This window comes from Armatimonadota bacterium (genome assembly GCA_016223145.1).
GTDB lineage: Bacteria > Armatimonadota > Fimbriimonadia > Fimbriimonadales > Fimbriimonadaceae > Nitrosymbiomonas.
In genome coordinates, this window is sequence record JACRPN010000008.1 from 155,793 (window position 1) to 177,946 (window position 22,154).

Below are 22,154 nucleotides of genomic sequence, written 5' to 3' on the forward strand. Positions count from 1 at the left end.
CGCGAACGCATGCCCCGGAGCCATTGGCTCCGGGGCATGCGTCTATTGGAGGTTCCGAGCTTTAGGGCCGTTAGCCCACGGGCTTACTTGCGTCGTTTTCGGGCGAACGCAAGAACGCCAATGCCCAGCACCGCCAGGCTCCCCGGCTCAGGGACCGGCACGCAGATCGTGCCGAAGCAGAAGTTGTCCATCCAGGCGCCGTTCTGAGAGTTGCTGCCGCCGTTCCACTCGAAGTGCCAGGTCTCAGACTCCGGTTGAGGGATGATGTAGCCGTTACGGGTCTGGCGAATCCACCCACCGCCGATGTCAACCTGGCTATCGTCTGTGAAGACAATCTGCTCTCCGCCAGGAGTGGTCAGGTTTCCGCCAAATCCGGAGTTGCCGTCGACGTACCAGTCCACCTGAACCCAGAACAACTTTTTGCGATGGCTGTCTCGACTGTTCGGGATGAACAGGTCGAGATTTGCGGTTTCTCCAGGGGGCGCTCCAATCACACCTTGGTGGTTGGTGACCTGGTCTGCCCAGAAAATGCTGCCGCTCATGTTGGGAGTTCCGAACGGATTCCACAAGATGGACGCCACGTTGATCGACGTCGAGCTGTTGAACTCAAGGCAAAGCGCGGTGTCATCTGGGCCTTGCATGTTAAACCACGACGGAGGATTCACCTGAGCCACTGCGGATGACGCTGCGAAGAGCGCAGCTCCTATGCTCGCAATCAAGTTGATGCGTTTCATTTCACTCACTCCTTTTCAGGCTCATCGCCTGAAAGCGCACTACCTTGCGATGCGCCGCTGTCACCCCGATCGGCTCACTGCGTGCGGCGCACATGTAGCGCCCTCAACCTAGTAATTGTCCGTGGGGCGCGGAATTGTGACAATTTAGTAAAGATTGAGTCGGGTTGTGGCTCATAAGGCGGCGGCCCGAGGTCTTCCTCGGGCCGCCAGGGCCATCCTGCCTCCGCAGGGCTCTCGTTATCGTCGCTTTCGAAGGGCAAGGGCTGCCAGGCCCGCGAACGCCAGTAGCGTCGTCGGCTCGGGAACCACCAAGAGCTTGTCCTTGCTCATCAGGAATTCCTCGTTCGGACCGAGCTCGAAGACCCACTGGAACCCGAACGTCGCGTCTCCCACATGGAAGTTGTTCGCAGGGTTCAGCATGTATCCGGGAGTGCCCGTGATGTCGTTCCGAAGCCCTGCGAAGCCGCGAACTTCTTTGAAGGTCGCCGGTGGCGCCGTCACTACTTCAGCATTGATGGCGATGTTGCCATCCCATTGCTTGATAGCGTGATCGCCCATGATTTGAGCCGTGTCCGGCCCAATCGTCTGGTTGAGATCAAAGTCGTCGTACTCGATCAGGTCGAAGTAGGCGGTCTGCCCACTTACGTTTTGTACAAGGACGCTTTCAGCAAGGTCAGCCGTCAGGAGCCCTCCGGTCAAGTAGTAGCTGACCTCGATGTGCACTCCAAACCCATCGTAATAGAACACGGCGAGATTGGCCAGCGGATGGATGTACCCGGTGAACCCGAGATCGCCGAGCGAGTGAAACACGTCATTGGGGCTGGTACGGAAGAAGTACCGCTCCTCATAAAGGTGGTCCTTCCCGCCTAGCAGCCAGGTGTAGGCCATGCCTGCATCTGCACCGTTGTCGGCGAGTTCGACGGTGGATCCTGATGTGGCCAGGGTCACCACGGAAAGTGATTGGGCGGCGAGGACGCCGATGGCGGCCATCGTCGCGAATGACAGGCGCAATGCCCTCTTCATTTTTCTGCCTCCTTTTGGCCGAAGAAACCCGGTTGGAACGATCCAACCGAGCGGTGAAGCCCAAACGGCTTCGAGGTTCATCGTAATCCTAGAAAGGTCCAGCGATACTGCCAATAAAAGTACGGAATCTTGGGCATATAGAGATGCGGCCTGATCCTAGACTCGTGCCCATAGTCCACTCCTGGGACATGGTACTGAAGTACAGATTTCCAGTTGATAGCAGAGTCAGCCTAGCTTTCGCTTCAAGTACTCAACCAGGGTCTCCGAGATGCTCGGGTTCAGGGTGCCCGCCTGCCCCCAAGTCGACTGGCTGTCTCGCTGCGAGGTGGTCTTTCGGAACAGATGGTCCGAGCCTGTGAGCAACTTGAACTCGCCGGAGCCCGCCCGGCGAGCGTTCGCGGCTGCCGCAATGCGCTCGTGATCGTCCCTGCCGCAGAGGAAGTCGTTCTCGCAGTAGATCGCCAGCACGTCCGCGCTCACCCCCGCCCAGGCTTTGGGAAGGTTCGTCTGCGCGAGTTCGCGGAAGAAAGGGATGCCGACACCGGAGTAGGTCTCACCGTCGGGGATATTGCCGCGCTGCCAGGCGGCCATTTCCGGGTGCTTTTCGACCATTTCCTTGGCGCTCATGCCCTCGTTGAAGAGGTAGTGCACGGCCTTGATGGAATCGCGTTCTGCCTGATCAAGCTGCTCCGGCGCCATGCCGCCCAACTCCGCCTGACGGCGCGAGTTCTCAAGCATGTACTCGCCCCAGGTCTTGATAAGCGTGCCGGTTACGATCACCGCCTTCACCGGCTCCTCGGAGGCGACGATCGGGCCGAAGCAGCCGCCCATGCTGTGGCCGAAAATGGCGATGCGGTCCTTGTCCACAAAGTCCAGGGTCTTGGCAAGCCTGAGCGCCTGAAGGTAAGCGTCCTTTTCAACACCGAAACCGAGGTCCTTGTAAACCGGTCCCTCACTGTCGCCTTGTCCCGGTTTATCGATGCGCACGGTCACAAATCCGGCCTGAACGGCGGGTTGCAGCACCGACGTGGCAAACGCATAGAGTGAGGAGAACGAGGCGTCTAGCGTGTAGGCGCCGATGCCTCCGATGTAAAAGAGACAGGGAAACTTGCCCGGCCCTTTGGGTTTGTTGATGATCACGCGGATGCGTTTTCCCTGGCTAAGGACTTGGTCGTAAATCACGTCGACGTCAGTCTCGGTCTGCTTGGGGCGAGGGGCGATTTTGGCCGAGACGGCGCCGGGCTTGTCCTTGCGCAGATATTCGATCTTGAGCGCATCGCCCTCCCTCATGCCGCGGACGGCGTTGGCGAGGTGCTGGGGTGTGGCGACGGCGGTCCCGTTGACGGAGGTCAAGATGTCGCCGACTTGGAGCTTGAGGGCCTCACCGGAGCCTCCCGGAAGGAGCCTCACGACCTTGGCGCCCTTGCCACCTTCTGCAGCTTGGGTCTGCAGCCCGAGGAAGCCCGACCGCTTGAGGGGTTCCCCGCGCTCCACTTGGGCGGCAGCCAGAGCCGAAAGGACGAGAAGTGCAAGCGGAAGCAAGCGTTTCATCTTCGGGCAGTTTACGCGAGTGCGCGGATTGACGGTTCCGGCCCAGAATTACTGTTGTAGGAGTGGATGTGCTGGTGAATCTTTACGTTAACGTATGTAATATAGCACTTTGATCCTTAGAACAACACCATAACGGTCCACCGAGGAAGGCAATCCAGGGTAAACACAGAGCTGCAATGGCGCAAACTCTGTCGAACAAGACGGCGGATCTCGCCGGTCCGGGCATCAGCACGTACGAAGAGATCGAACGCATCCTTCCCACCGATTACCGCTCCCTGCTGTCTCCCAAAGAGACCCAGATCGCCGTCGCCGCCGTCAAGCGGTACATCGAGGACGGCATGTGCAAGGAGCTCAACCTCATTCGCGTCGAGGTCCCGCTCATCGTGGACAAGGACAGCGGCGTCAACGACTATCTGGACCGCGACGGCTCGCGCACGCCGATTGATTTCCCATGCGGGCTCGGCCTGGAGAAGCGCATCGAGGCGCAGGTCGTGCAGGCGGCCACGAAGTGGAAGCGTATGGCGCTGAAGACCTTCGGCATGGACGTCGGCGAGGGCCTGATCACCGACATGCGCGCCGTGCGCAAGGACTACTTCCTCGACCACGACCACAGCGCGTATGTCGACCAGTGGGACTGGGAGCGCGTGATGACCGCCGACCAGCGCAACCTGGACTTCCTCACCGACATCATCCAGAAGATCTGGAAGGTGCTTCGCGGCGCCGAGAAGTTTGCGCTCGAGATGTATCCGCAGCTCAAGGACCCGCGATACCCCGAGCTGCCCGACGAGCTGAAGTTCCTGCACGCCGAGGAGATTCTGGACATGTATCCGGACCTGCCCCGCAAGCAGCGCGAGACGCAGATCTTGCAGAAATATCCGGCGGTGTTCATCTACGGGATCGGTTACGTGCTGAACGACGGGTATCCGCACGAGATGCGCGCGGCGGATTATGACGATTGGGTCACGCCGACCGTCAGCAAAGACGGCCGCCCAATGCACGGCCTGAACGGCGACATCCTGGTCTGGAACCCGGTGACCAAACGCCGGCACGAGCTTTCCTCGATGGGAATCCGCGTGACCAAGGACACGCTGAGGGAGCAGCTCAAGATCACGGGCCAGGAGGACTTCCTGAAGCTGCCCTACCACCAGGCGATCCTGAACGACCAGATCCCATTGAGCATCGGCGGCGGCATCGGGCAGTCAAGGGTGCTCATGCTGCTGCTGCGCAAGGCGCACCTGGGCGAGGTCAGCGTGACCGTGTGGCCGAAGCAACTAAGGGACATCTGCGAGAAGAAGAACATCTACGTGATTCAGTAGGTCTCCCTCTCCAACCCCTCCCTCAGTTTCGCTTCGCAAAACCAAGGGAGGGGCTCATCTCGCCTCGCCCCTTGTGGGAGAGGCTGGTGCCTGCCCCGGTTCAAACGGGGAGCTGCGCAAACCAAGGGAGGGGCTCATCCCCACGGACTCTGGTAGTTCGTGATGATGTGCTTGCCGTGCTCGATGTTCCGAGGCGAGCACACCAGATACCGGCAGAGCTCGGCGATGTCCTCGACGCGCATCATGCGCTCAAGCACATCGTCGGTTTCCAGCGCTTGCCAAAGAGGCGTATCCACTGATCCCGGGCATACGGAGAGAACTCTTATGCCGTGCGGCTTGCCCTCGATCGTGAGGACTTCCGAAAGCCCGTTGAGGCCGTGCTTGCTGGCGCAATAGGCCGAGCAGCCGCTGAAGCCCTGGCTTCCGGCGATCGAGCTGACCTGGACGATCTGGCCCTTTGATTCTTTGAGGTGCGGCCACGCGGCCTTGGAGAAGAGGAACGCCCCGCGCAGGTTCGTGTCGTGGATGGCGTCCCACTGTTCGGTGCTTGTCTCTTCAAACGGGACCGACTGGAAGATGCCGGCGTTGTTGACCAGGATGTCGAGCCTGCCGAACTGCTGCACCACCCGAGCCACCGTCCTCTCGACCTGCGATGCCTCCCGGACGTCGCAAACCAGGCAGAGCGAATCGGTTATCAACCGATCGGCAACCTCGGCGAGGGGCTCGGCCCTTCGACCGCAAAGGACGATCTTCACACCCTCCTCTGCAAGCACAAATGCAATCGCGGCGCCAATACCCGTCCCACCGCCCGTCACCAGAGCTACCTGGCCATCCAGCCTCAACATAGGCGGCAGGGTACCCGTGGACGAGCCAAGCGATGCAGCTAGCGTGACTCCCTCCACCCAACAGCGCAGGCACGGAACCCTGAATCATCGGGGCAAGCTCGGCGGAAACGGTGCTCATCTCCTCATCGCCTCATCCCACCAAGTTCCGCCGACCCGCCCTTCCTCACTTCCACTCTCCCCCCAACAAAAAAAAAGGGGTGGAGCGCCGGGGCAGGCGCCCACCCATAGGATCAAAGGAGGGTTGTCAGTAGGCTCGCCGATCAGTCATCGTCGCGCCGATGGAAGAAGGCGTGCTCCGGCTGCTTGGTGTGGCAAACCGTACACTTGTTGATGGTGCCGGCGTAGCCCTGCTTGGCGATGGCCTGCACGTTGTCGCGCGGGTTCGTCGAAGGCGTGATCGCATGGGGCGATCCGTGGCAGGAGGCGCAAAGGATCCCGCCGTGGCCCTTCGACTCTTTGAACAGCTTGCCTGGCTCCTCATATTCGTGGCCAGGCACGTTGTGGCAATCGCCACACTTGGGGTTATCGCGCCAAGGGACTCGGCTCGGGTCGCCCACCATGGCCATGCTGCCGTGGCAGGAATTGCAGTTCATGCCGCGAGCGGAGTGGTTGTCGCGCAAGCACTGCGTCTGGGGGCCAGGATGGCACGCGTAGCATGCATTGGCAAGCTTCGTCCCGGCCATTCGCGTCGCATGAGAAGCGTGCATGGCACTGGACAGCGTCGAGACGCCCTGGGCGCCAGGTGCTCCGAGCGCAGGATCGGCATGGCACTTGGCGCAAAGCACCGGCTGCTGGTTGATCAGGTTGGTTCCGTGCTTGGCGTCGTGCTTCTTCAGGATGTCGATCTCCGGGTGGAGGGTCGCCCCACCGTGGCAAAGATCGCACCGGATCTCCCACGACACTGGGACTACCGGTTGCGCCGAGGCCACGACCGAGCCGTTGAACGTCACTTGGATCTTTGCAAGCTGGTAGGGGTCGAGTCTTCCAGTATCGAGCAAGGGCGTGATCGGGATGCCGGGGGCCCAGAAGTCGCCGTTTCCGGTCTTGGCCATCTTGCCAGAGAGCCCGGTGCCGAAGAGCCCGATGTCGTTGGGAAGGTCGACGCCGAAGAGGGGCACGTCGTACTTCCAGAAGTTGGTCTTGGTGCTCGACTTGGTGTTGCCGGGCATGGAGTAGCGGACGGTGACGTCGCTGGTCATGACCTCTGGGCTCTCGCCGCGCCGGACCACCTGCGCGTGGACGAAGTTGGCGGGCGGCAGAATACAGAGTTTGGAGAAGTCCTGGTTCATGCAGTGCATGCCCAGGTCGTTGAAGCCGAACACGACAAAGGTCTCGGCGGCGGGAGCATTGGGCGGAATGCCGCCCACGGCCGCCCCCCACACACCCAAGGTTGCGAGGGTCACCAGTGAGGTGATGATGAGGCGTCTCTTTCGATGTGGAGCAGAACGCATGGATTGTCCTCCGATGTGAAAGGGAGGACCAGGATCGCCGCGCTGATACGAAAATGAATCTGGACAATTGGATCAAGATTGAAAGACAAGTTTGAGTCGCCCTGTGCAGGTTCAATTCACAGGCTAGCCGAAAGAAACTGATAGCGAGGGGCGGCCCATCGGGCTGACCTGTTGGAGCGAAGGACGCAGACCTGGTTAGGAGTACATTGCCTGCTTAGGCTCGTAAGGCCGCTCTACAAGCCACGAATTTCTACCCTCTGATGCGCCAACGCGCATCCGACAGACTTCCATCCCACCAATCCGCGTCGATTATGGTGTACCCCTTGGGTACTTCGGCGTCTCCTCGTTCATAGACGTGAATTCGGGTTATCCGTGGAGGGTTGTCCCGGCTGTCTTGGCGTCCTGTCTTTGGACCAGGATAGTCCTCGGCCCAGAAGCCACTGCTGGAGTCTCGGAAACTCGATTCTGAACGGATCTTCCACTTCCCCTTTCCCTCGATTGCAGCCCTTATGCGAGGCCCGGCAGATACAATCGGCTCCTTGATGACCCACAGCATTCTGTAGCCCACAGCGGCTGAGGCGATCTGGCGATGAAACGAATCCGGTGGACGTGAGGTCTCGGCAAGTGGCGGGTACGTCGCGCGCCTGGGGAGTTTCAGGCCGTTCTTCGCTGGAGTGGGCCAGTTCCTTGGCATTGGCCCCACGTAGAGCGGTCGCTCATAGATCACGATCGTCGAGTAGGAATCGCGATCTTCAGTTTCCGTTCGGGAACCCGTTGGTTCTTGCCGGGTCACAAGCCGGCCCGCTGACGTACTCACCGCCATGAACCGGTCAGACAGGACCCGGGTGCCATGAACGACTCTTCCGTCCGATGACTCGAGTTCGACAACTGCAAACTCTTGTGAGAGCGCCTTATTCACATGAGCGAGGGGCTTCTTGAGGACGAACGTGGAGCGAACGGAGCTATAACCCCGATAGGAGTCGCTTCCGCAGTTGGAGACAACAACGGGTAGTTCCTTTGCCACGCTCGGAACCCAGGTGGGCCGATAGCCCAACACTCTGTCTCTGGGCGGCCAGCCCGTATCCTGACCAGAGACAACCGCCAGCAGGAATAGAATTGCGATCATGCTGATTACTCCACAAAACCTGACGATTCACCAAACTCCAAGTTCGAATGAAGAAAGGTGACAAATAGGTCATGATTCTCTTCTGGTTAGCTCCATCGTCCTTTCCGCCATTCCCTTAATGCTCACGCGGTGATAGCCCTGAACCCCCGTTTCCAGGGTGTCGTGCAGGGGCTCGGTCCACTGTTTCGGAAGCTTGGACGCTCCCTGCATCGCGCCTAACACCGAACCCGAGGTCGCGCCGTTGCAGTCGGTGTCGAAGCAGGTCTCCACGGCCAGGCAGAGGGTCCTGCCGAAGTCGCCTTCGCCCCAGAGCAGGGCAATAGCCACGATCATCGCGTTCGAGATTGTGTGGCACCAGTCGTGCGAGCGGGTCTCGTCCCACTCGGTGTGGATGCGCCGCTGAGCTTCCGAGGCGTCGATACCCTCTCCATGCCAGGCGATGACGCGCCTGAGGGCATCCGCAAGCCGCGATTTCTGCGGAATGCACGCCAGGCCCGCCTCGATGGCTCCTTGGGGCGATTCGGCGGTAAACGCCGCCGCGATCATCGCGGCCGCCCACATCTCGCCGTAGATGCCGTTCTTCACGTGGCTGATGCTCGCATCGCGCCAGGCGAACTCGGCGGCTTTCCACGGCTCGCCGGGATTGGCGTAACCCCAGAAGTCCGCCCGAATCTGGGCTCCGATCCACTCACGATAGGGATTGCGAAAGCTCGCCGAAGCAGGCGGCAGCACGCCATTGACGAAGTTCTTGTACGCCACGCGTTCGGCGGTGCAAACGTGCAGGATCGGGATGTCGGACATCCAGAACTGCGCCACCTGGTCTGGCGTGAAGTCGCGCCCATAGCGCCTCAATATCTCGAACCCGCTGACCGTGTAGTTCAGGTCGTCGTCTTCGGGCATCTCGCGATGGTCGTCGATCCAGAAACGTCGTCCAGCAACACCGTGCTTCGTTCTGATCTCCTCGGATGGCCCTTTCGAGATGTAACCGCGGAGCGGCCACTGGCCCGTGTCCTTCAAAAAGCCCTCCATCGTCGGTCTACGCCAACCTTCGGTGACCTTGCCGAGCATGCACCCACAGCACCGCCCGAGCCAGGTGCCGTGGAGCCGGTCGAGGTCGAGGCCTGAGGTCCGAGGTCCGAGGTCCGAGGTCGGGACTGGCATTGCGCACTCGTCTCGGATGTTCTGCAGGTCGTTGGGCTCCACAAACGGGTAGCCCTCCCGTATCGGCTCAGTCTGAATCGCATCCAAAAGTGCTTCGGCACGGCGTTGGTCGGGTTCTTCCTGGCTCAAGAGGGAGTCAAACTCGGCCACAAAGGGTGAGAGATCAATCCCTTCCTGCTCCGCCTGCAGGCGTTCGGTCAGGAGGTCGTCGCGAGAAAGGTACAGCCACGTGCGGTCCACTTTGCCATCATGGCCCACCGCCGTCGGCTTTGGCTGTTAGGGCTTTGGCTTGGGATCCGCCATTCGCATCGCGCATCGCATGTCGCCACAACCGTACTCCTCACCCGGTCCCGTAAGGCGCGGGATCTTCGGTTCGCTGCGCTCCCCGATGGAACCGGGGCAAGCACCGACCTCTCCCGGGGGGGGGCGAGGTGGCTCCGCTGCTTTGCCGTCAGGGCTTGGCGACCCAGCCGTACTCCACCAGCTGCCGGTCAAAGGTGCCGTCGTCATAGAGGTCGAGGAGCGCATAGGCCGGCTTGAATTCCTGGTTCGGCCCGGTCCACCATCCCCCGCTCACCGCGCCATTGCAGGCGTAAGTCACTCCCAGATACTCCAGACGGTCGCCGAGGTGGATGTGCCCGCTCACACAGAGCTTGACGTTGGGGTGCTTGGCGAAGAGGTCTTTGAGCGGCTTCGCGTCGGCATGCATCGAGGAAATGGAAACGGAGTGGGCGCCGTCTTTGACCACATTGCTGCCAAGGAGTGTGCACACCGCTGCAATAGGGATGTGTGAGACGACCAGAACGGGACGAGACAAGGGGATAGTCGCCAGGTCGGCCTTCAGCCAGTCGAACTGCTCCGGGTCCAGTCCCGCCACATAGCCGTTGCCCTCTTTGGGCTGGATGCTGTCGAGGATGACGAAGTGCCACGGCCCCTTGTCGAAGCTGTGATAGGACCGCTCGTATTCCAGGACGTCGAGGGTGTAACGCTTGCCAAAGAGCGGGTCGGTTTTGAATCGCTCGCGAGCGCCCCAGCCAAAGACGTCATGGTTGCCAAAGCAGTAGTGGCTTTCGACGTGGCTGTTGGCCTTGTGCACGCTCTTGAACAGGTCCCACTGAAGTTTCACCCGGTCACGGTCGGCGGTGAGCGCGTCCATGATGTTGTCGCCGCCATAGACCACGAGGTCCGGCTTCTGCTCCATCGCGTGCTTCAAGCACATTTCCATGCCCTCTGCGGCATGAAGCTCAGGTTGGAGGTGGATGTCGGTGAGGTGCGCCACCCGCAAGGATCGTTTGCGTTGGGGCGAACGGCCGAACTGGGCCAGGGAATTCGCTGGAGTCAGGGCGCAAAGTGCGCCCGCGCCCGCAACTTTCAAGAAGGAGCGTCTGCTCGAAGGGGATTGTCGGCCGTCTTTCACGGCATCGAATTCGACCGTGCTCCCTCCTTTCCCTTTTCAGGGAAGAAGGAGAACAGTCGTTGGAACAGCCCTAGACTTTGGCTGCGCCTCGGCCACTCTTTGACGGCATTATCGTTTCGCCGTTTTGTCCGCCTGGCCCGTTGTGAGCCGTAACCAGGCAAGCGCCTCAGCCGCCGACTTTTTTCAGAGGTTCGGCTCCCTCTATCGCACAAAACTGTTATGCCGCTTCCGACGGCCGAGGGCAGCTAACCCCCGCTGAATCCCGGCTACGGGAAACACCGCGCTTTCACGACTCTACGTCAGGGACCTTGCGAGATCCCTCACGCTCCTCCCTGGCCGAAGCCGGAGGAAAAAGGCTGCTTTCATCTTGTGCGGGCCGCTCTTTCGCTTTGCAGGCGAATCCGGACTCGAACCGGAGACCTATCGCTTATTAGGCGACTGCTCTATCCACTGAGCTATTCACATGTTGCTCGAACGACGCGCGCGGCCTGGCGTTCCGTACCTTGTTAGGCACAAAATGCGCCGCGCCATTCTGCCCTTCCCCGTACCGCGGGTACCGGACGATCGTCCCGGACGGCGTGCCCCGATGTCATCGGAACCCGAAACCCGAGCGACTGGAATGAAGCTCTACCGGCGGAACGGTCGAACAAACATCCCTACTCTTCGGCTCTCACCCCTGAGCCCTTCGCGGGAGCCTTGCGAGGAGCGATCCTCGCGCGGACCTCTGCACTTGCCGTCGGTCCTAAGCTCCGGCCTTCAGGATCAACCCCCGACTTGCGGTTCGGAGGTCTGAGGAGCCTCAGCTTGCATAGCGGTCCCCACCTTGCGATGAGGCGGCCGGGATGAGCGCCCGACCCTTTCACGACGTTACCGCCGCTTACCCTTAGCCTGGGCCATGCCCCAGGGCGCTTCCGACGAGAGGTCCGAAGACCACCCATCCGAAGCGGCAAGAATGTTTGACGAGGCTTGTGCGATTTTGTTCACGACGAATTTCAAGAATGTGGTGTTCTGCCTGGCAAGTCGCCGCACCCAAGCCTAACTCGCAGGTGAGGGCTCCCGATTTGGCCAGGATCGCGGGGCAAAAGGTGCGCGACTTTTCAGCAGGAATACCGGGGCTCCTGCAGAATCCGTAGCGCATGAATCGAACAGTCAAATTCCTTGGCGGGTGCCTCCTCATCCTGTCGCTTGCGAATGCCGGATTTTCCCAATCGAAGCTGCTGACGCGCGACACGTTCTTCGAGATGGAATCGGTCGGCAGCCCGCAGATCTCCCCCGACGGCACCAGCGTCCTGTTTACGCGAACCGGCATTGACAAAGTCAAGGACTCCTCGGCGAGCAACCTCTGGATCACCGATGCCAAAGGCGAGCGAACCCGGCAGCTGACGGAGGGCGGCTGGCGGGACAGCGGCCCTGTCTGGTCGCCCGATGGCAAGCGCATCGCGTTCCTCTCGGATCGGGACGGCACGACCCAGCTTTATGTAATGTGGCTGGACACGCGCGAGATCGCCAAGCTCACCAACAGCGAACGCACGCCGGGCGGCGTGGTCTGGTCGCCAGACGGCAGGCAACTCGCCTACACCCAGTTTGAGCCCGACCGCGATCCGATCCTGGCGATCAAGCTGCCCGAGCGGCCCGCCGGGGCCACATGGGCGAAACCTCCGACGCTGGTGAATCGGCTCTCCTGGGGGCAAGATGGCGTTGGGCCAACTCAACCGGGAACGAGCCAGATCTATGTGCTCGACGCCATTCTTGGCGGCACGCCACGCAAGGTAACGAGCGGGGCTTTCTCCTTCGGTTCGCCAAGTTGGTCCAAGGACGGCAAGACCCTGTTCGCCTCGGCCACCAAGGTGCCGGACGATGACTGGACTAAGGGAGCGGGCGAGATCTATGCCATCGAGGCACAGACCGGGGCGATGTCCGCGCTCACCGATCGCAAGGGCCCCGACAGCGGTCCCACGGTCTCCCGGGACGGCAAATGGATCGCCTACACGGGATTCGATCACAAGGACTTCACGAGCCACCTTTCGAGCCTTTACTTGATGGACACGAAAGGCGCCGGGAAGAAGGTGCTCGCCACAGGCCTGCCCAACTCACCGTCAGGGGCGACGTGGGCGCCCGACAGTTCGGGCGTTTACTTCCTGATGGGCAAAGAGGGCAGCACCAACCTCTGGTTCGTCTCGCTCGAGGGCAAGATCTCGGAGATCACCAAGGGTGTCCAGCAGCTCGGAGGTTTTTCGCTCTCCGACAATGGAACCGTCGCGACGGTCCGTTCGACCTTCACGAATCCCGGAGTCTTGAGCGTGTTCAGCCTTCGGCGTGCGAGCGATATGCTGGAGTTGGTCGACGTCAACAAGGACGTGCTGTCGGGGGTCAGTCTCTCTACGGCGGAGGAGCTTTGGGCGACCTCGAAAGACGGCCTGAAAGTTCAAGGCTGGCTCGTCAAGCCCGCCAATTATCAGGAAGGGAAGAAGTTCCCGCTGGTGCTCTGGATTCACGGGGGGCCTTGGTCGATGTACGGCATCGGCTGGAGTTGGCCGTTCCAGAACTGGGCCGCAGAGGGCTACGGCGTCCTCTTTACGAACCCACGCGGCAGCACGGGCTACGGCCAGGACTTCGTGAACGGCATCCAATACAGCTATCCGGGCAAGGACTATGACGACCTGATGGCCTGTGTGGACGCGGCCGTGGCGAAGGGATGGGTCGACCCAAAGAACCTCTTCGTCTGCGGGGGGAGCGGGGGCGGGTGCCTCACCGCCTGGATTGTAGGGCACACCGACCGGTTCGCCGGGGCGTGCGCGATGCGCCCGGTGATTGACTGGATCTCCTTCAACGGGACCACCGACGGAGGACGGTTCTGGTACGACCAGTTCGAGAAGCTGCCCTGGGAGGACCCCACGGACCATCTGAAGCGCTCGCCGCTCACGTACGTCAGCAACGTGGTGACGCCGACGATGGTGATGACCGGCGAGGCCGACCTGAGGACGCCGATCTCGCAGAGCGAGGAGTTCTATCGGGCAATGAAACTCTTGAAGAAGGACACGCTGCTGGTGCGGATGCCTGATGAGTTCCACGGCTGGCGCCGGCCGAGCCATCAATTGATGCAGCAGCTTTATCTGATGGCGTGGTTCGAGAAGCACAAGAGGTGAGGGGAAGAAGGTCCGGGGTCCGAGGTCTGAGGCCCGGGGGGCTAACGGACTCATTCCGTATCGCGCATCGCGTGTCGCTCCTGAAGGTCTGAGGTCTGAGGTCCGGGGTCCGGGGTGCGGGGCCTGAGGCCTGAGCCAGAGAACCACCTCGCCCCTTGGGGAGAGGCGGTGATCGAAGTGAACCGGGTGAGGGGGCATTTAAACCCAACTTCTTCGTTTCGGAACCTCCACCCCTAACCTCCTCCCCCTATCGCTTCGCGACAGGGTGAGAGGGCGTTTCTCACCTCGCCCCTTGGGGAGAGGCGGTGAACGAAGTGAACCGGGTGAGGGGGGTGCTCAACGAGTCTGAGACGCTGGTTCGCCGGCACGGAACCGGCGGCTACGGTCCAACGTCTGCGCCCTCTGCGGACCTCGGCGTCTCTGTGTGAAAGCACTTGGACGAAGGCTCGCCGGCACGGAACTGCGACCTGCCGAGGCAGGCGACACGGCCACCAACCAGACACCTGCGTCCACTGCGCTACCCTGCGTCCATTGCGAGAATGCTCCAAGCTCGCCGGCACGGAACCGGCGGCTACCGAATAGCCCTGCGCGCCCTGTGGACCTCCGCGTCCTCCGCGTGAAAGCCCCAATGAAGCCGCGCCCGGCATAATGAGAGCGTCACCGAGGACGCCATGAAGAAGCCTTTCGTCAGCATCGCCGTTGCCGGAGCCGCCATCAGCGGAGCGCAAGTTGCCGTGATCCCACAACCCAGTTCCATCCAACCTGCAGAAGGGTCTTTCGAACTCAACCAGTCCACGCGGATCGCGGTGAACAAGGACACGGAGGCCGTTGGCGAATTCGCTCGCAGCTACTTCGCGCCGGCAACCGGCTTCGACATGCCGTTAACCCGAGAGACCGGCCCAAACACCATCGACCTGAAGCTCGACAAGCGACTGTCTGGGCTTGGCGATGAGGGGTATCGGCTCACCGTCAAAAAGGATCGGATCGAGGTTCGCGCGCTCAAGCCCGTGGGCGTCTTCTACGGCATCCAGACCCTGCGCCAGCTTTTCCCGGCAGACATTTTTCGGAAGGCGCCTGCCTCGCGGAGTTCGTGGACCGTGGGTTGCGTGCACATCGAGGACAGCCCTCGGTTCGGGTGGCGCGGCGCGATGATCGACTCCGCCCGGCACTTCATGCCCAAAGAGTTCGTGCTGAAATACCTGGACGTTATGGCGTTCCACAAGCTGAATCGCTTCCATATCCACCTCACCGACGACACCGGATGGCGCATCGAGATTAAACGGTTCCCCGGGCTGACGGGGCGCAGTTCGGGCTCGGATTTCTCGGAGATGAACCCAAAGGGGGCGACTCGCTCCATCAATCAGAAGCCTGGCGGCTACTACACCCAAGACGACATTCGCGAAATCGTGGCCTACGCGGCCAAGCGATTTATCACGGTCATCCCCGAGATCGAAATGCCCGGACATGCCAAGGCCGCCATCGACGCTTACCCCGAGCTCGGCAACCTCTCGCAGATTCTCCAATTCGGCGATAAGTCCAAGTCTGGTATCTGGAACAACGTTTTCAATGTGGAAGACGATACGATCAAGTTTTTGAAACAAGTGCTGGATGAAGTGATGGAGTTGTTTCCATCTCAGTGGATCCATATCGGAGGCGACGAGGTAGACAAAACGCCCTGGAAAAGCAACCCCAAGGCGCAAGAGAAGATGGCCTCAGTCGGGGCAAAGGACGAGCACGAACTGCAAAGCTGGTTCGTGAAGCAGTTCGATGATTATCTCTCCTCGAAAGGGCGAAGGCTGATCGGTTGGGACGAGATCCTGGAGGGCGGGCTCGCCCCCAAGGCCACGGTGATGTCGTGGCGAGGGATGGATGGCGGCATCGCCGCGGCCAAGGCCAAGCACGAGGTGGTGATGGCCCCGACCACCTACACCTACCTCGACTACTATCAAAGCAAGGACACAAAGGCAGAACCCAAGGCGATCGGCGGCTTCCTGCCGCTCGAAGTGGTCTACCGCTTCGAGCCTGTGCCTGCAGAGCTATCCGCAGAAGAGGCAAAGTTCATCCTGGGCGGACAGTTCCAACTCTGGACCGAGTTTATCCCTCACCCCAAACACCTGGAGTACATGACCTTCCCGCGGGGCTGCGCGGTGGCCGAGGTGGTGTGGTCGAAAAAGGAGCTTCGGAACTACCCGGACTTCCTCGTTCGGCTCAATGCCCAACTCGAGCGGTTCAGGATCATGGACGTCAACTATCGGGCTCTGGATGGTCCCGGGGGGAAGTAGAAATACGGGACAAAAGGACAAATGGACATCCGGATAGGCCCCTCGGGCCTGAGCCAACGTTCTGATGCCGCGGCCCCCAATCCAGGCCTTCGGCCTTCGTGCGACAGGTCTGTTCTACGTGCCAGAACCTCACCCAAGTCGAACCACACATCGTGCTCCAATCGCTCCATTTCGGGTAACCCTTCCATTAACCATGTCCAGCGTCAAAGTCGTCGGTTCTGCCATTCCAAACCTCCCCTGGGAGGATCGCCCAAGCTCCCAGAGTGGCCAAAGCCAGGGGGACTTCGGCCGGCCCGTGTGGCGCTACAGCAAGAACCCGATCATCCCGCGCGACGCGACTCCTAGCTCGAACAGCATCTTCAACAGCGCCGCCGTGTCGTTCGAGGGCAAGTTCGCGGGAGTGTTCCGCTGCGACAGCCGCCGCCGCGAGATGGTGCTTCATGCCGGCTTCAGCGACGACGGCTACAAATGGAACCTCGACCATGAACCGATCCAGTGGAAGTACGCCGACCCGGAGATCGAGCCGCCGCAATACGGCTATGATCCGCGCGTCTGCTGGATCGAGGACCGCTACTGGGTGACCTGGTGCAGCGGATTTCACGGGCCCAGCATAGGGATCGGCTACACGACAGACTTCAAGTGCTTCACGATGCTGGAGACGGCGCTCATGCCGTTCAACCGAAACGGCGTGCTGTTTCCGAGGAAGATCGGCGGGCGGTACATGATGCTCAGCCGCCCCAGCGACAACGGGCACACGCCGTTCGGCGAGATTTTCCTTTCTCAGAGCGAAGACATGATCCACTGGGGCCGCCACCGGTGGGTGATGCGCCAGAAGCAGCCTTGGGAGAGCACGAAGATTGGCGCCGGTCCCGTGCCGATCGAGACCAGTGAGGGCTGGCTGATGTTCCACCACGGCGTGCTCACAAGCTGCAACGGCTATGTCTATAGCTGGGGCGCCGTGCTGCTCGATCTGGACAAGCCCTGGAAGGTGGTCGCCCGCTGTGCGCCGTACCTGATCTCGCCTCAGATGCCCTACGAATGTGTCGGCGATGTGCCGAACGTGACCTTCCCGTGCGCGGCGCTCTGCGACGCGCCGAGCGGCAAGGTGGCAGTCTACTATGGCGGCGCGGACACGGTGACCTGCCTGGCGTTCGGCTACGTGCAGGAAATCGTGGAGTACATCAAGGCGAATAGTGAGGTTTGAGGAAAGCCCCGCCCTCGTTTTGGTTCGTAAATGAGGGAGGGGTTGGGGAGGGAGATGCGACCGAGCGAACCCGCCTCCGGTAAAATGAACCCTCCGAGCGACGGGGCGCGGCCGCCGTAGCGCGGCATATTCCCATGAAAATCCTTGTCCCCGTCAAACGCGTACCTGACCCCTATGCCAAGGTGCGCGCGCTTCCCGATGGCAGCGGGCTCGACCTCTCCTCGATCAAGTGCGAGATCAATCCCTTCGACGAAATCGCCCTCGAAGAGGCCGTTCGCATCAAAGAGCGCGACCCAAGCGCTGAGGTGGTCGCCGTTTCGATCGGTGGTGGGGAGAGCGAAGAGCAGCTCCGCAAGGCACTCGCCATCGGGGCCGACTCGGCCATTCTGATCGAATCTCCAAGCAAGTTTGATTCTGCCGGCGTGGCGGGCGAACTCGCAGCCTTGGCAAGCGAGTTGAAGCCTGACCTGATCCTCATGGGCAAGCAGGGCACCGACGACGACAACGCGCAGGCGGGCCCGATGCTCGCCGCCAAGCTCGGCTGGCCCCAGGCCACGTTCGCCTCGAAAATCGAGATTGGCGGGGGCAAGGCGACGGTGACGCGCGAAACCGATGACGGTTCGGAGACCCTGGAGCTTCCACTCCCATGCGTCATCACCGCAGATCTTCGACTCAACGAGCCGCGGTATGTGGCCCTGCCCGGCATCATCAAGGCGCGCAGCAAGCCTCTCGAAAGGCGCCCCTCCACGACAAATCCGACCCCAATGACGAGGAGCTTACGTTTCGAAGCGCCGCCCCCACGGGCGGCGGGCCGAAAGGTCGGGTCGGTCGATGAACTCGTCGCCGCGCTCAAGGATAGGGGGTGCCTCTGATGTCCAAGACGCTCTTGATCGCTTTTCAGGGTTCGGACTCCCAACGCGCCGCCGCCTTCGGGCAGTCTCTGGGGCAGCCCTACGACATCCTCGTGCTCAACGGCAAACCGGAGCTGGGAACCGGCGCCTCGCGGCTCATGGCTGCAGGGCTCTCGGAGGCCCCACTTGCTGATGCCCTAGCGCCGGCCCTCGCCGAGATCGCCAAGGGATATAGCCACGTTGCTGCGCTGACCTCCATGCAAGCCAAGGACGTTTTGCCGCGGATGGCGGCGCTTATGGGAGCGCCCATGATCACCGACGTGGCCGAGACCGTATCCGCAACCGTCTTCAAGCGCCCGGTGGTTGCCGGTTCACTCGTCGAGACCGTCGAGGTCCTGCAAATTCCTGTCGTGCTCACGTTCCGCTCGGCGGGCTATGCTTTTTCGCCTGGCGCCGAACCTACCCCGGAGTCAGTCAGCCTTTCTTTGGCCGGCGCCACCAAGCGGATCGCGTCGTCCGGAAAGCATGGCGGCAGACCCGATCTCTCGCAGGCCCGCGTCGTCGTAAGCGGTGGCAGGCCGCTCAAAGACGCCGCCACGTTCGAGCAGGTGATCGGGGGCCTTGCTGACGCGCTCGGAGGCGCCGTCGGCGCGACGCGCGCCGCAGTGGACAGCGGAATCGCGCCGAACGAGCTTCAGGTGGGCCAGACAGGCAAGATCGTTGCGCCGGAGCTTTACATTGCGGCAGGAATCTCGGGGTCCACCCAGCACATGGCGGGCATCAAGGACAGCAAGACGATCGTCGCGATTAACACCGACGCCCAAGCTCCTATATTCGAAATTGCGGATCTCGGGCTCGTGATGGACCTCTACCAGGCGATTCCTGAGCTCAGGAGTAAGCTGGGATAGCGGTTCGAGTATCCTCAATCGTCGGCGTTTGGGATCACTTCACGCGGTCCCGTTCGTTTGATAACATGGAGTACTCGCCTTCGCGCGGGGTCCTGTGGAGGCCTGGTTGCTAAAGTCCGTCTTTCTCGTCGTCGCCGTCGCCGTTTCGTCCCTTGGCCTCGGCCAGATCGACCCGGCGCGGGTCATCGCCGTTGTCAATGGTGAGGAAATCAAGGCCGCCGAGTACTACCGCTACATGGAGTACATGGACCTCAAGGAGCCCTACTCCAGGTTCCGAAACATGATCTTCAACTTTCCGGCGGGCTTCCTGGCGCTCGACCAACTCATGACCCAGCGCATGATGACGCAGCTTGCAAAGGCACGCAACGCGGTGCCTTCCGAGCCCGAAGTCAACGCCGAACTTCAGAACTACCTTGCCGACTTCCCGGAAACCGTCAAGGACTGGAAGGACAAGGGCCGCACCGACGCAGAGCTCAAAGACCGGGTGCGGTTCGACCTGCTTTCGTTCAAGCTTCAAACCCAGGGGATCACCGTCACCGACCTCGAGGTGGAGAAGCACTACAAGGACAATCTGGCCTCATTCACCACACCCAAGCTCTATAAGCTGAGGGTCATCGTGGCGACGGACGCCGGCACACGGGACAAGGTGGACGCCGAGCTCAAGGCAGGAAAGGCCTTCGCCGAGGTGGCGCGCCAATACAGCGACGACATCTCTCGAGTGAGCGGCGGCGAATATGGCTCAGTCGCCCTGACGACGCTGCCCGAGCCGATCGCCAAGGCCATCCAGGCCACACGCATCGGCGAATCGACCGGGTGGGTCGAGTTCCAGAAGAACTCGGTACGTTTCTACCTCGATGACGTGACCCCCGAGAAGGTCGCGACGCTGGATGCCAGGCTCAAGCGGACAATACGCAAGAACCTCATGCTGACCAGCGGGCGCGTGAAAATCGACCTTGGAAAACTCCTCGGCGAGTTCCGGCTGAAGTCCAAAGTCGACATCAAACAGAAGGACTTTGCCTCGATCTACGCCAAGCTGATGGAGGTCCAAAGCACTGCCAAGACGGGCTCCGGGGGTTGATGGCGCCAGAACCCGGCTCCGATCTCGCCCTTGATTCTCAGACAGGCCAGGAACTGGCGCGGCTCGTCGCCATCGTGGACCGCCTGCTCGGCCCGGGCGGCTGCCCGTGGGACCAGGAACAGACCCACGAGACGTTGAAGCGCCACCTGCTGGAGGAGTGCTATGAGGTCTTTGACGCCATCGACTCCGGCGATCCAGACAAGCTGCGAGAGGAACTCGGCGACCTCCTGCTGCAGCCGATCATGCACGCGCAGATGGAAGCGAGGGACGGGCGGTTCTCGTCTCGGGATGTTGCCGCGTCGATCTGTGAGAAGCTGATCCGGAGGCACCCGCACGTGTTCGGGCCCCTAAGAGTCGAGGACGCCGACGAGGTCCTGAGGAACTGGGACAGGATCAAACAAGAAGAAAAGTCGGGCGAACCTGCGTCGATCTTGGAGGGCGTTCCAAAGAGCCTTCCGGCGTTGCACAGGGCCTTTGAGGTCAGCAAGCGCGCAGCAAGGGTGGGGTTCGAGTGGCCCGATCTGGACGCCGTATTCGCCAAGCTGGACGAAGAGGTCGCGGAGCTGAAGGAGGCGATCCGCCAATCTGCCTCTCCCCTTGAGGGAGAGGTCGGTGAGCGAAGCGAACCGGGTGAGGGGGAAGGTCCCCCACCCAAACCCTACCCTCATTTCGGCGAGCCGAAACAAGGAAGGGGCTCCTCAGATGCCATCGCTGCGGAAATCGGCGACCTGCTCTTCACCGCTGTCAACATCGCTCGCTGGACAGGCGTGGAGCCTGAGGAGGCGCTGAGGCAGATGGTGCTCAGGTTCGAGTCCAGGTTCAGAGCGATGGAGGTGGCGACGACGAAGCCGCTTCGTGAACTGTCGCCGAAGGAATGGGACGGCCTCTGGGAGCGGGCCAAGTCGGCTGAGGCCTCTTTCGAGTGACGGCCAAATGGGCATCAAGTAACATCCATTCATGCTCGCTGCACTAGCCGGTCTGCTTGTGACGGCCAAGGACCAACCGATCCTGGTCGATCTAGCCGGCGAGACGTCGCGCCAGATCGTCGTGGACCGCCAGCAGGGCCAATATCTGGGGCACGTCAGTACCCTTCTGCTTGAGGACCAGAGGACAATTCTCGCCGTGTATCCAAGGGGACATGGCCGGGGAGCAATCGTCTTCAAGAGGAGCCCAGACGGCGGAAAGACATGGAGCTCTCGCCTACCGTTGCCTGAGAACTGGGCGACCAGCCTTGAAACACCCACGATCCACCGGGTCATCGATCCCAAATCGGGAAAGAAGCGCCTCATCGTCTGGTCTGGTCTCTATCCTGCGCGGCTCGCCGCAAGCGAGGACGATGGCCGCTCTTGGAGTCCGCTAAGGCCCGCAGGAGATTGGGGAGGCATCGTGGTCATGGGTTCGGTCGAGCGCCTAAAGAACGGTGATTACGCTGCCTGGTTCCACGACGACGGACGGTTCTTTTCCAACTCGGGCAAAGCCACGAAGACCTTCTCGCTCTACCAGACGCTGTCGCACGATGGCGGCCTCACTTGGGCCTTTCCCAAGGCCATCTGGTCTGGCTCGGAGTTGCACCTATGTGAACCAGGCGTCATCCGCTCTCCAAAGGGAGAGCAGATCGCGATGCTGCTCAGAGAGAACCGCCGCACTGGGCGCAGCTATCTGATGACCTCGAACGACGAGGCCAAGTCTTGGTCAGAGCCCAAGGCTCTGGCCTGGGACTTGACCGGCGATCGCCACACCCTGCGCTACGCTGCCGACGGCCGACTGGTCGCCGTGTTCCGCAGCATGGCGGACGATGCCTGGAAGGGCGACTTTGTGGCCTGGGTGGGACGCTACGAAGATCTTTCCGCCGCCAAGCCAGGGGATTTCCGAGTACGACTGCTCGACAACAAGGACAGTTGGGACTGCGGCTATCCAGGGTTGGAGCGGGTCTTCGACGGGGCCTTCGTGGCCACGACCTATGGGCATTGGGACAAGGGAGAGGAGCCGTACATCGTGAGCGTGCGCTTTCGGCTGAAGGACCTTGTCACCAAGGACCGATAACTTAGGAGGGCGTCGTTC

Annotated in this window: 16 protein-coding genes and 1 tRNA gene; 9 read left to right on the forward strand and 8 right to left on the reverse strand. The window is 61.3% G+C overall.

What is annotated here, in order from left to right:
• Positions 1-83 precede the first annotated feature (83 nt).
• The 3 genes from HZC36_05915 to HZC36_05925 form a co-directional block, all read right to left on the reverse strand.
• Positions 84-734, reverse strand: coding sequence for a PEP-CTERM sorting domain-containing protein (locus tag HZC36_05915; protein ID MBI5706509.1), 651 nt, complete (start codon positions 732-734; stop codon positions 84-86).
• 237 nt (positions 735-971) lie between these two features.
• Complete coding sequence (locus tag HZC36_05920; protein ID MBI5706510.1) at positions 972-1,757, reverse strand: PEP-CTERM sorting domain-containing protein; 786 nt, start codon at positions 1,755-1,757, stop codon at positions 972-974.
• A 225-nt stretch (positions 1,758-1,982) separates the two neighbouring features.
• The gene (locus HZC36_05925; GenBank protein ID MBI5706511.1) at positions 1,983-3,308 is read right to left on the reverse strand and encodes an alpha/beta fold hydrolase; all 1,326 of its coding nucleotides are present in this window, start codon (positions 3,306-3,308) and stop codon (positions 1,983-1,985) included.
• Between the two features lie 188 nt (positions 3,309-3,496).
• Between HZC36_05925 and HZC36_05930 the strand changes: the two genes are divergently transcribed.
• Positions 3,497-4,624 (forward strand): aspartate--ammonia ligase, encoded by a 1,128-nt coding sequence (locus tag HZC36_05930; GenBank protein MBI5706512.1) that lies wholly within the window; start codon positions 3,497-3,499, stop codon positions 4,622-4,624.
• A 134-nt stretch (positions 4,625-4,758) separates the two neighbouring features.
• Here HZC36_05930 and HZC36_05935 read toward each other — a convergent pair whose 3' ends face one another.
• From HZC36_05935 to HZC36_05955, 5 genes are all read right to left on the reverse strand, one after another.
• Entirely contained in the window at positions 4,759-5,469 is a 711-nt protein-coding gene (locus HZC36_05935; protein MBI5706513.1) for an SDR family oxidoreductase, read from the reverse strand.
• Between the two features lie 260 nt (positions 5,470-5,729).
• Positions 5,730-6,872, reverse strand: a complete 1,143-nt coding sequence (locus tag HZC36_05940; GenBank protein MBI5706514.1) for a hypothetical protein — start codon at positions 6,870-6,872, stop codon at positions 5,730-5,732.
• Between the two features lie 1,243 nt (positions 6,873-8,115).
• On the reverse strand, positions 8,116-9,447 hold the full coding sequence (locus HZC36_05945; GenBank protein ID MBI5706515.1) for an ADP-ribosylglycohydrolase family protein: 1,332 nt from the start codon (positions 9,445-9,447) through the stop codon (positions 8,116-8,118).
• A gap of 211 nt (positions 9,448-9,658) precedes the next feature.
• Positions 9,659-10,624 carry a metallophosphoesterase gene (locus HZC36_05950; GenBank protein MBI5706516.1) on the reverse strand — a complete coding sequence of 322 codons (966 nt, stop codon included), beginning with the start codon at positions 10,622-10,624 and terminating at the stop codon, positions 9,659-9,661.
• 392 nt (positions 10,625-11,016) lie between these two features.
• A tRNA-Ile gene (locus HZC36_05955) sits at positions 11,017-11,089 on the reverse strand.
• A gap of 671 nt (positions 11,090-11,760) precedes the next feature.
• On the opposite strand from HZC36_05955, the gene HZC36_05960 reads away from it, so the two are divergent.
• The 8 genes from HZC36_05960 (at position 11,761) to HZC36_05995 (ending at position 22,136) form a co-directional block, all read left to right on the forward strand.
• Positions 11,761-13,770, forward strand: coding sequence for a S9 family peptidase (locus HZC36_05960; GenBank protein ID MBI5706517.1), 2,010 nt, complete (start codon positions 11,761-11,763; stop codon positions 13,768-13,770).
• 671 nt (positions 13,771-14,441) lie between these two features.
• Positions 14,442-16,052 carry a beta-N-acetylhexosaminidase gene (locus HZC36_05965; protein MBI5706518.1) on the forward strand — a complete coding sequence of 537 codons (1,611 nt, stop codon included), beginning with the start codon at positions 14,442-14,444 and terminating at the stop codon, positions 16,050-16,052.
• Between the two features lie 193 nt (positions 16,053-16,245).
• Positions 16,246-17,256 carry a glycoside hydrolase family 130 protein gene (locus HZC36_05970; GenBank protein MBI5706519.1) on the forward strand — a complete coding sequence of 337 codons (1,011 nt, stop codon included), beginning with the start codon at positions 16,246-16,248 and terminating at the stop codon, positions 17,254-17,256.
• 134 nt (positions 17,257-17,390) lie between these two features.
• Complete coding sequence (locus HZC36_05975) at positions 17,391-18,128, forward strand: electron transfer flavoprotein subunit beta/FixA family protein (GenBank protein MBI5706520.1); 738 nt, start codon at positions 17,391-17,393, stop codon at positions 18,126-18,128.
• Complete coding sequence (locus HZC36_05980; GenBank protein ID MBI5706521.1) at positions 18,128-19,015, forward strand: electron transfer flavoprotein subunit alpha/FixB family protein; 888 nt, start codon at positions 18,128-18,130, stop codon at positions 19,013-19,015. Before HZC36_05975 ends, HZC36_05980 begins: the two co-directional genes overlap by 1 nt.
• Positions 19,016-19,121: 106 nt before the next feature.
• Positions 19,122-20,093, forward strand: a complete 972-nt coding sequence (locus HZC36_05985; protein MBI5706522.1) for a peptidyl-prolyl cis-trans isomerase — start codon at positions 19,122-19,124, stop codon at positions 20,091-20,093.
• Entirely contained in the window at positions 20,093-21,019 is a 927-nt protein-coding gene (gene mazG, locus HZC36_05990; GenBank protein MBI5706523.1) for a nucleoside triphosphate pyrophosphohydrolase, read from the forward strand. Before HZC36_05985 ends, mazG begins: the two co-directional genes overlap by 1 nt.
• Positions 21,020-21,050: 31 nt before the next feature.
• Complete coding sequence (locus tag HZC36_05995; GenBank protein ID MBI5706524.1) at positions 21,051-22,136, forward strand: exo-alpha-sialidase; 1,086 nt, start codon at positions 21,051-21,053, stop codon at positions 22,134-22,136.
• The last annotated feature ends 18 nt before the right edge of the window (positions 22,137-22,154 follow it).

Coding starts and splice junctions, on each gene's coding strand:
- HZC36_05980 (MBI5706521.1), top strand. CDS start 18,128: ATGTCCAAGACGCTCTTGATCGCTTTTCAGGGTTCGGACTCCCAACGC.
- HZC36_05965 (MBI5706518.1), top strand. CDS start 14,442: ATGAAGAAGCCTTTCGTCAGCATCGCCGTTGCCGGAGCCGCCATCAGC.
- HZC36_05915 (MBI5706509.1), bottom strand. CDS start 734: ATGAAACGCATCAACTTGATTGCGAGCATAGGAGCTGCGCTCTTCGCA.
- HZC36_05970 (MBI5706519.1), top strand. CDS start 16,246: ATGTCCAGCGTCAAAGTCGTCGGTTCTGCCATTCCAAACCTCCCCTGG.
- HZC36_05920 (MBI5706510.1), bottom strand. CDS start 1,757: ATGAAGAGGGCATTGCGCCTGTCATTCGCGACGATGGCCGCCATCGGC.
- HZC36_05935 (MBI5706513.1), bottom strand. CDS start 5,469: ATGTTGAGGCTGGATGGCCAGGTAGCTCTGGTGACGGGCGGTGGGACG.
- HZC36_05995 (MBI5706524.1), top strand. CDS start 21,051: ATGCTCGCTGCACTAGCCGGTCTGCTTGTGACGGCCAAGGACCAACCG.
- HZC36_05925 (MBI5706511.1), bottom strand. CDS start 3,308: ATGAAACGCTTGCTTCCGCTTGCACTTCTCGTCCTTTCGGCTCTGGCT.
- HZC36_05975 (MBI5706520.1), top strand. CDS start 17,391: ATGAAAATCCTTGTCCCCGTCAAACGCGTACCTGACCCCTATGCCAAG.
- mazG (MBI5706523.1), top strand. CDS start 20,093: ATGGCGCCAGAACCCGGCTCCGATCTCGCCCTTGATTCTCAGACAGGC.
- HZC36_05960 (MBI5706517.1), top strand. CDS start 11,761: ATGAATCGAACAGTCAAATTCCTTGGCGGGTGCCTCCTCATCCTGTCG.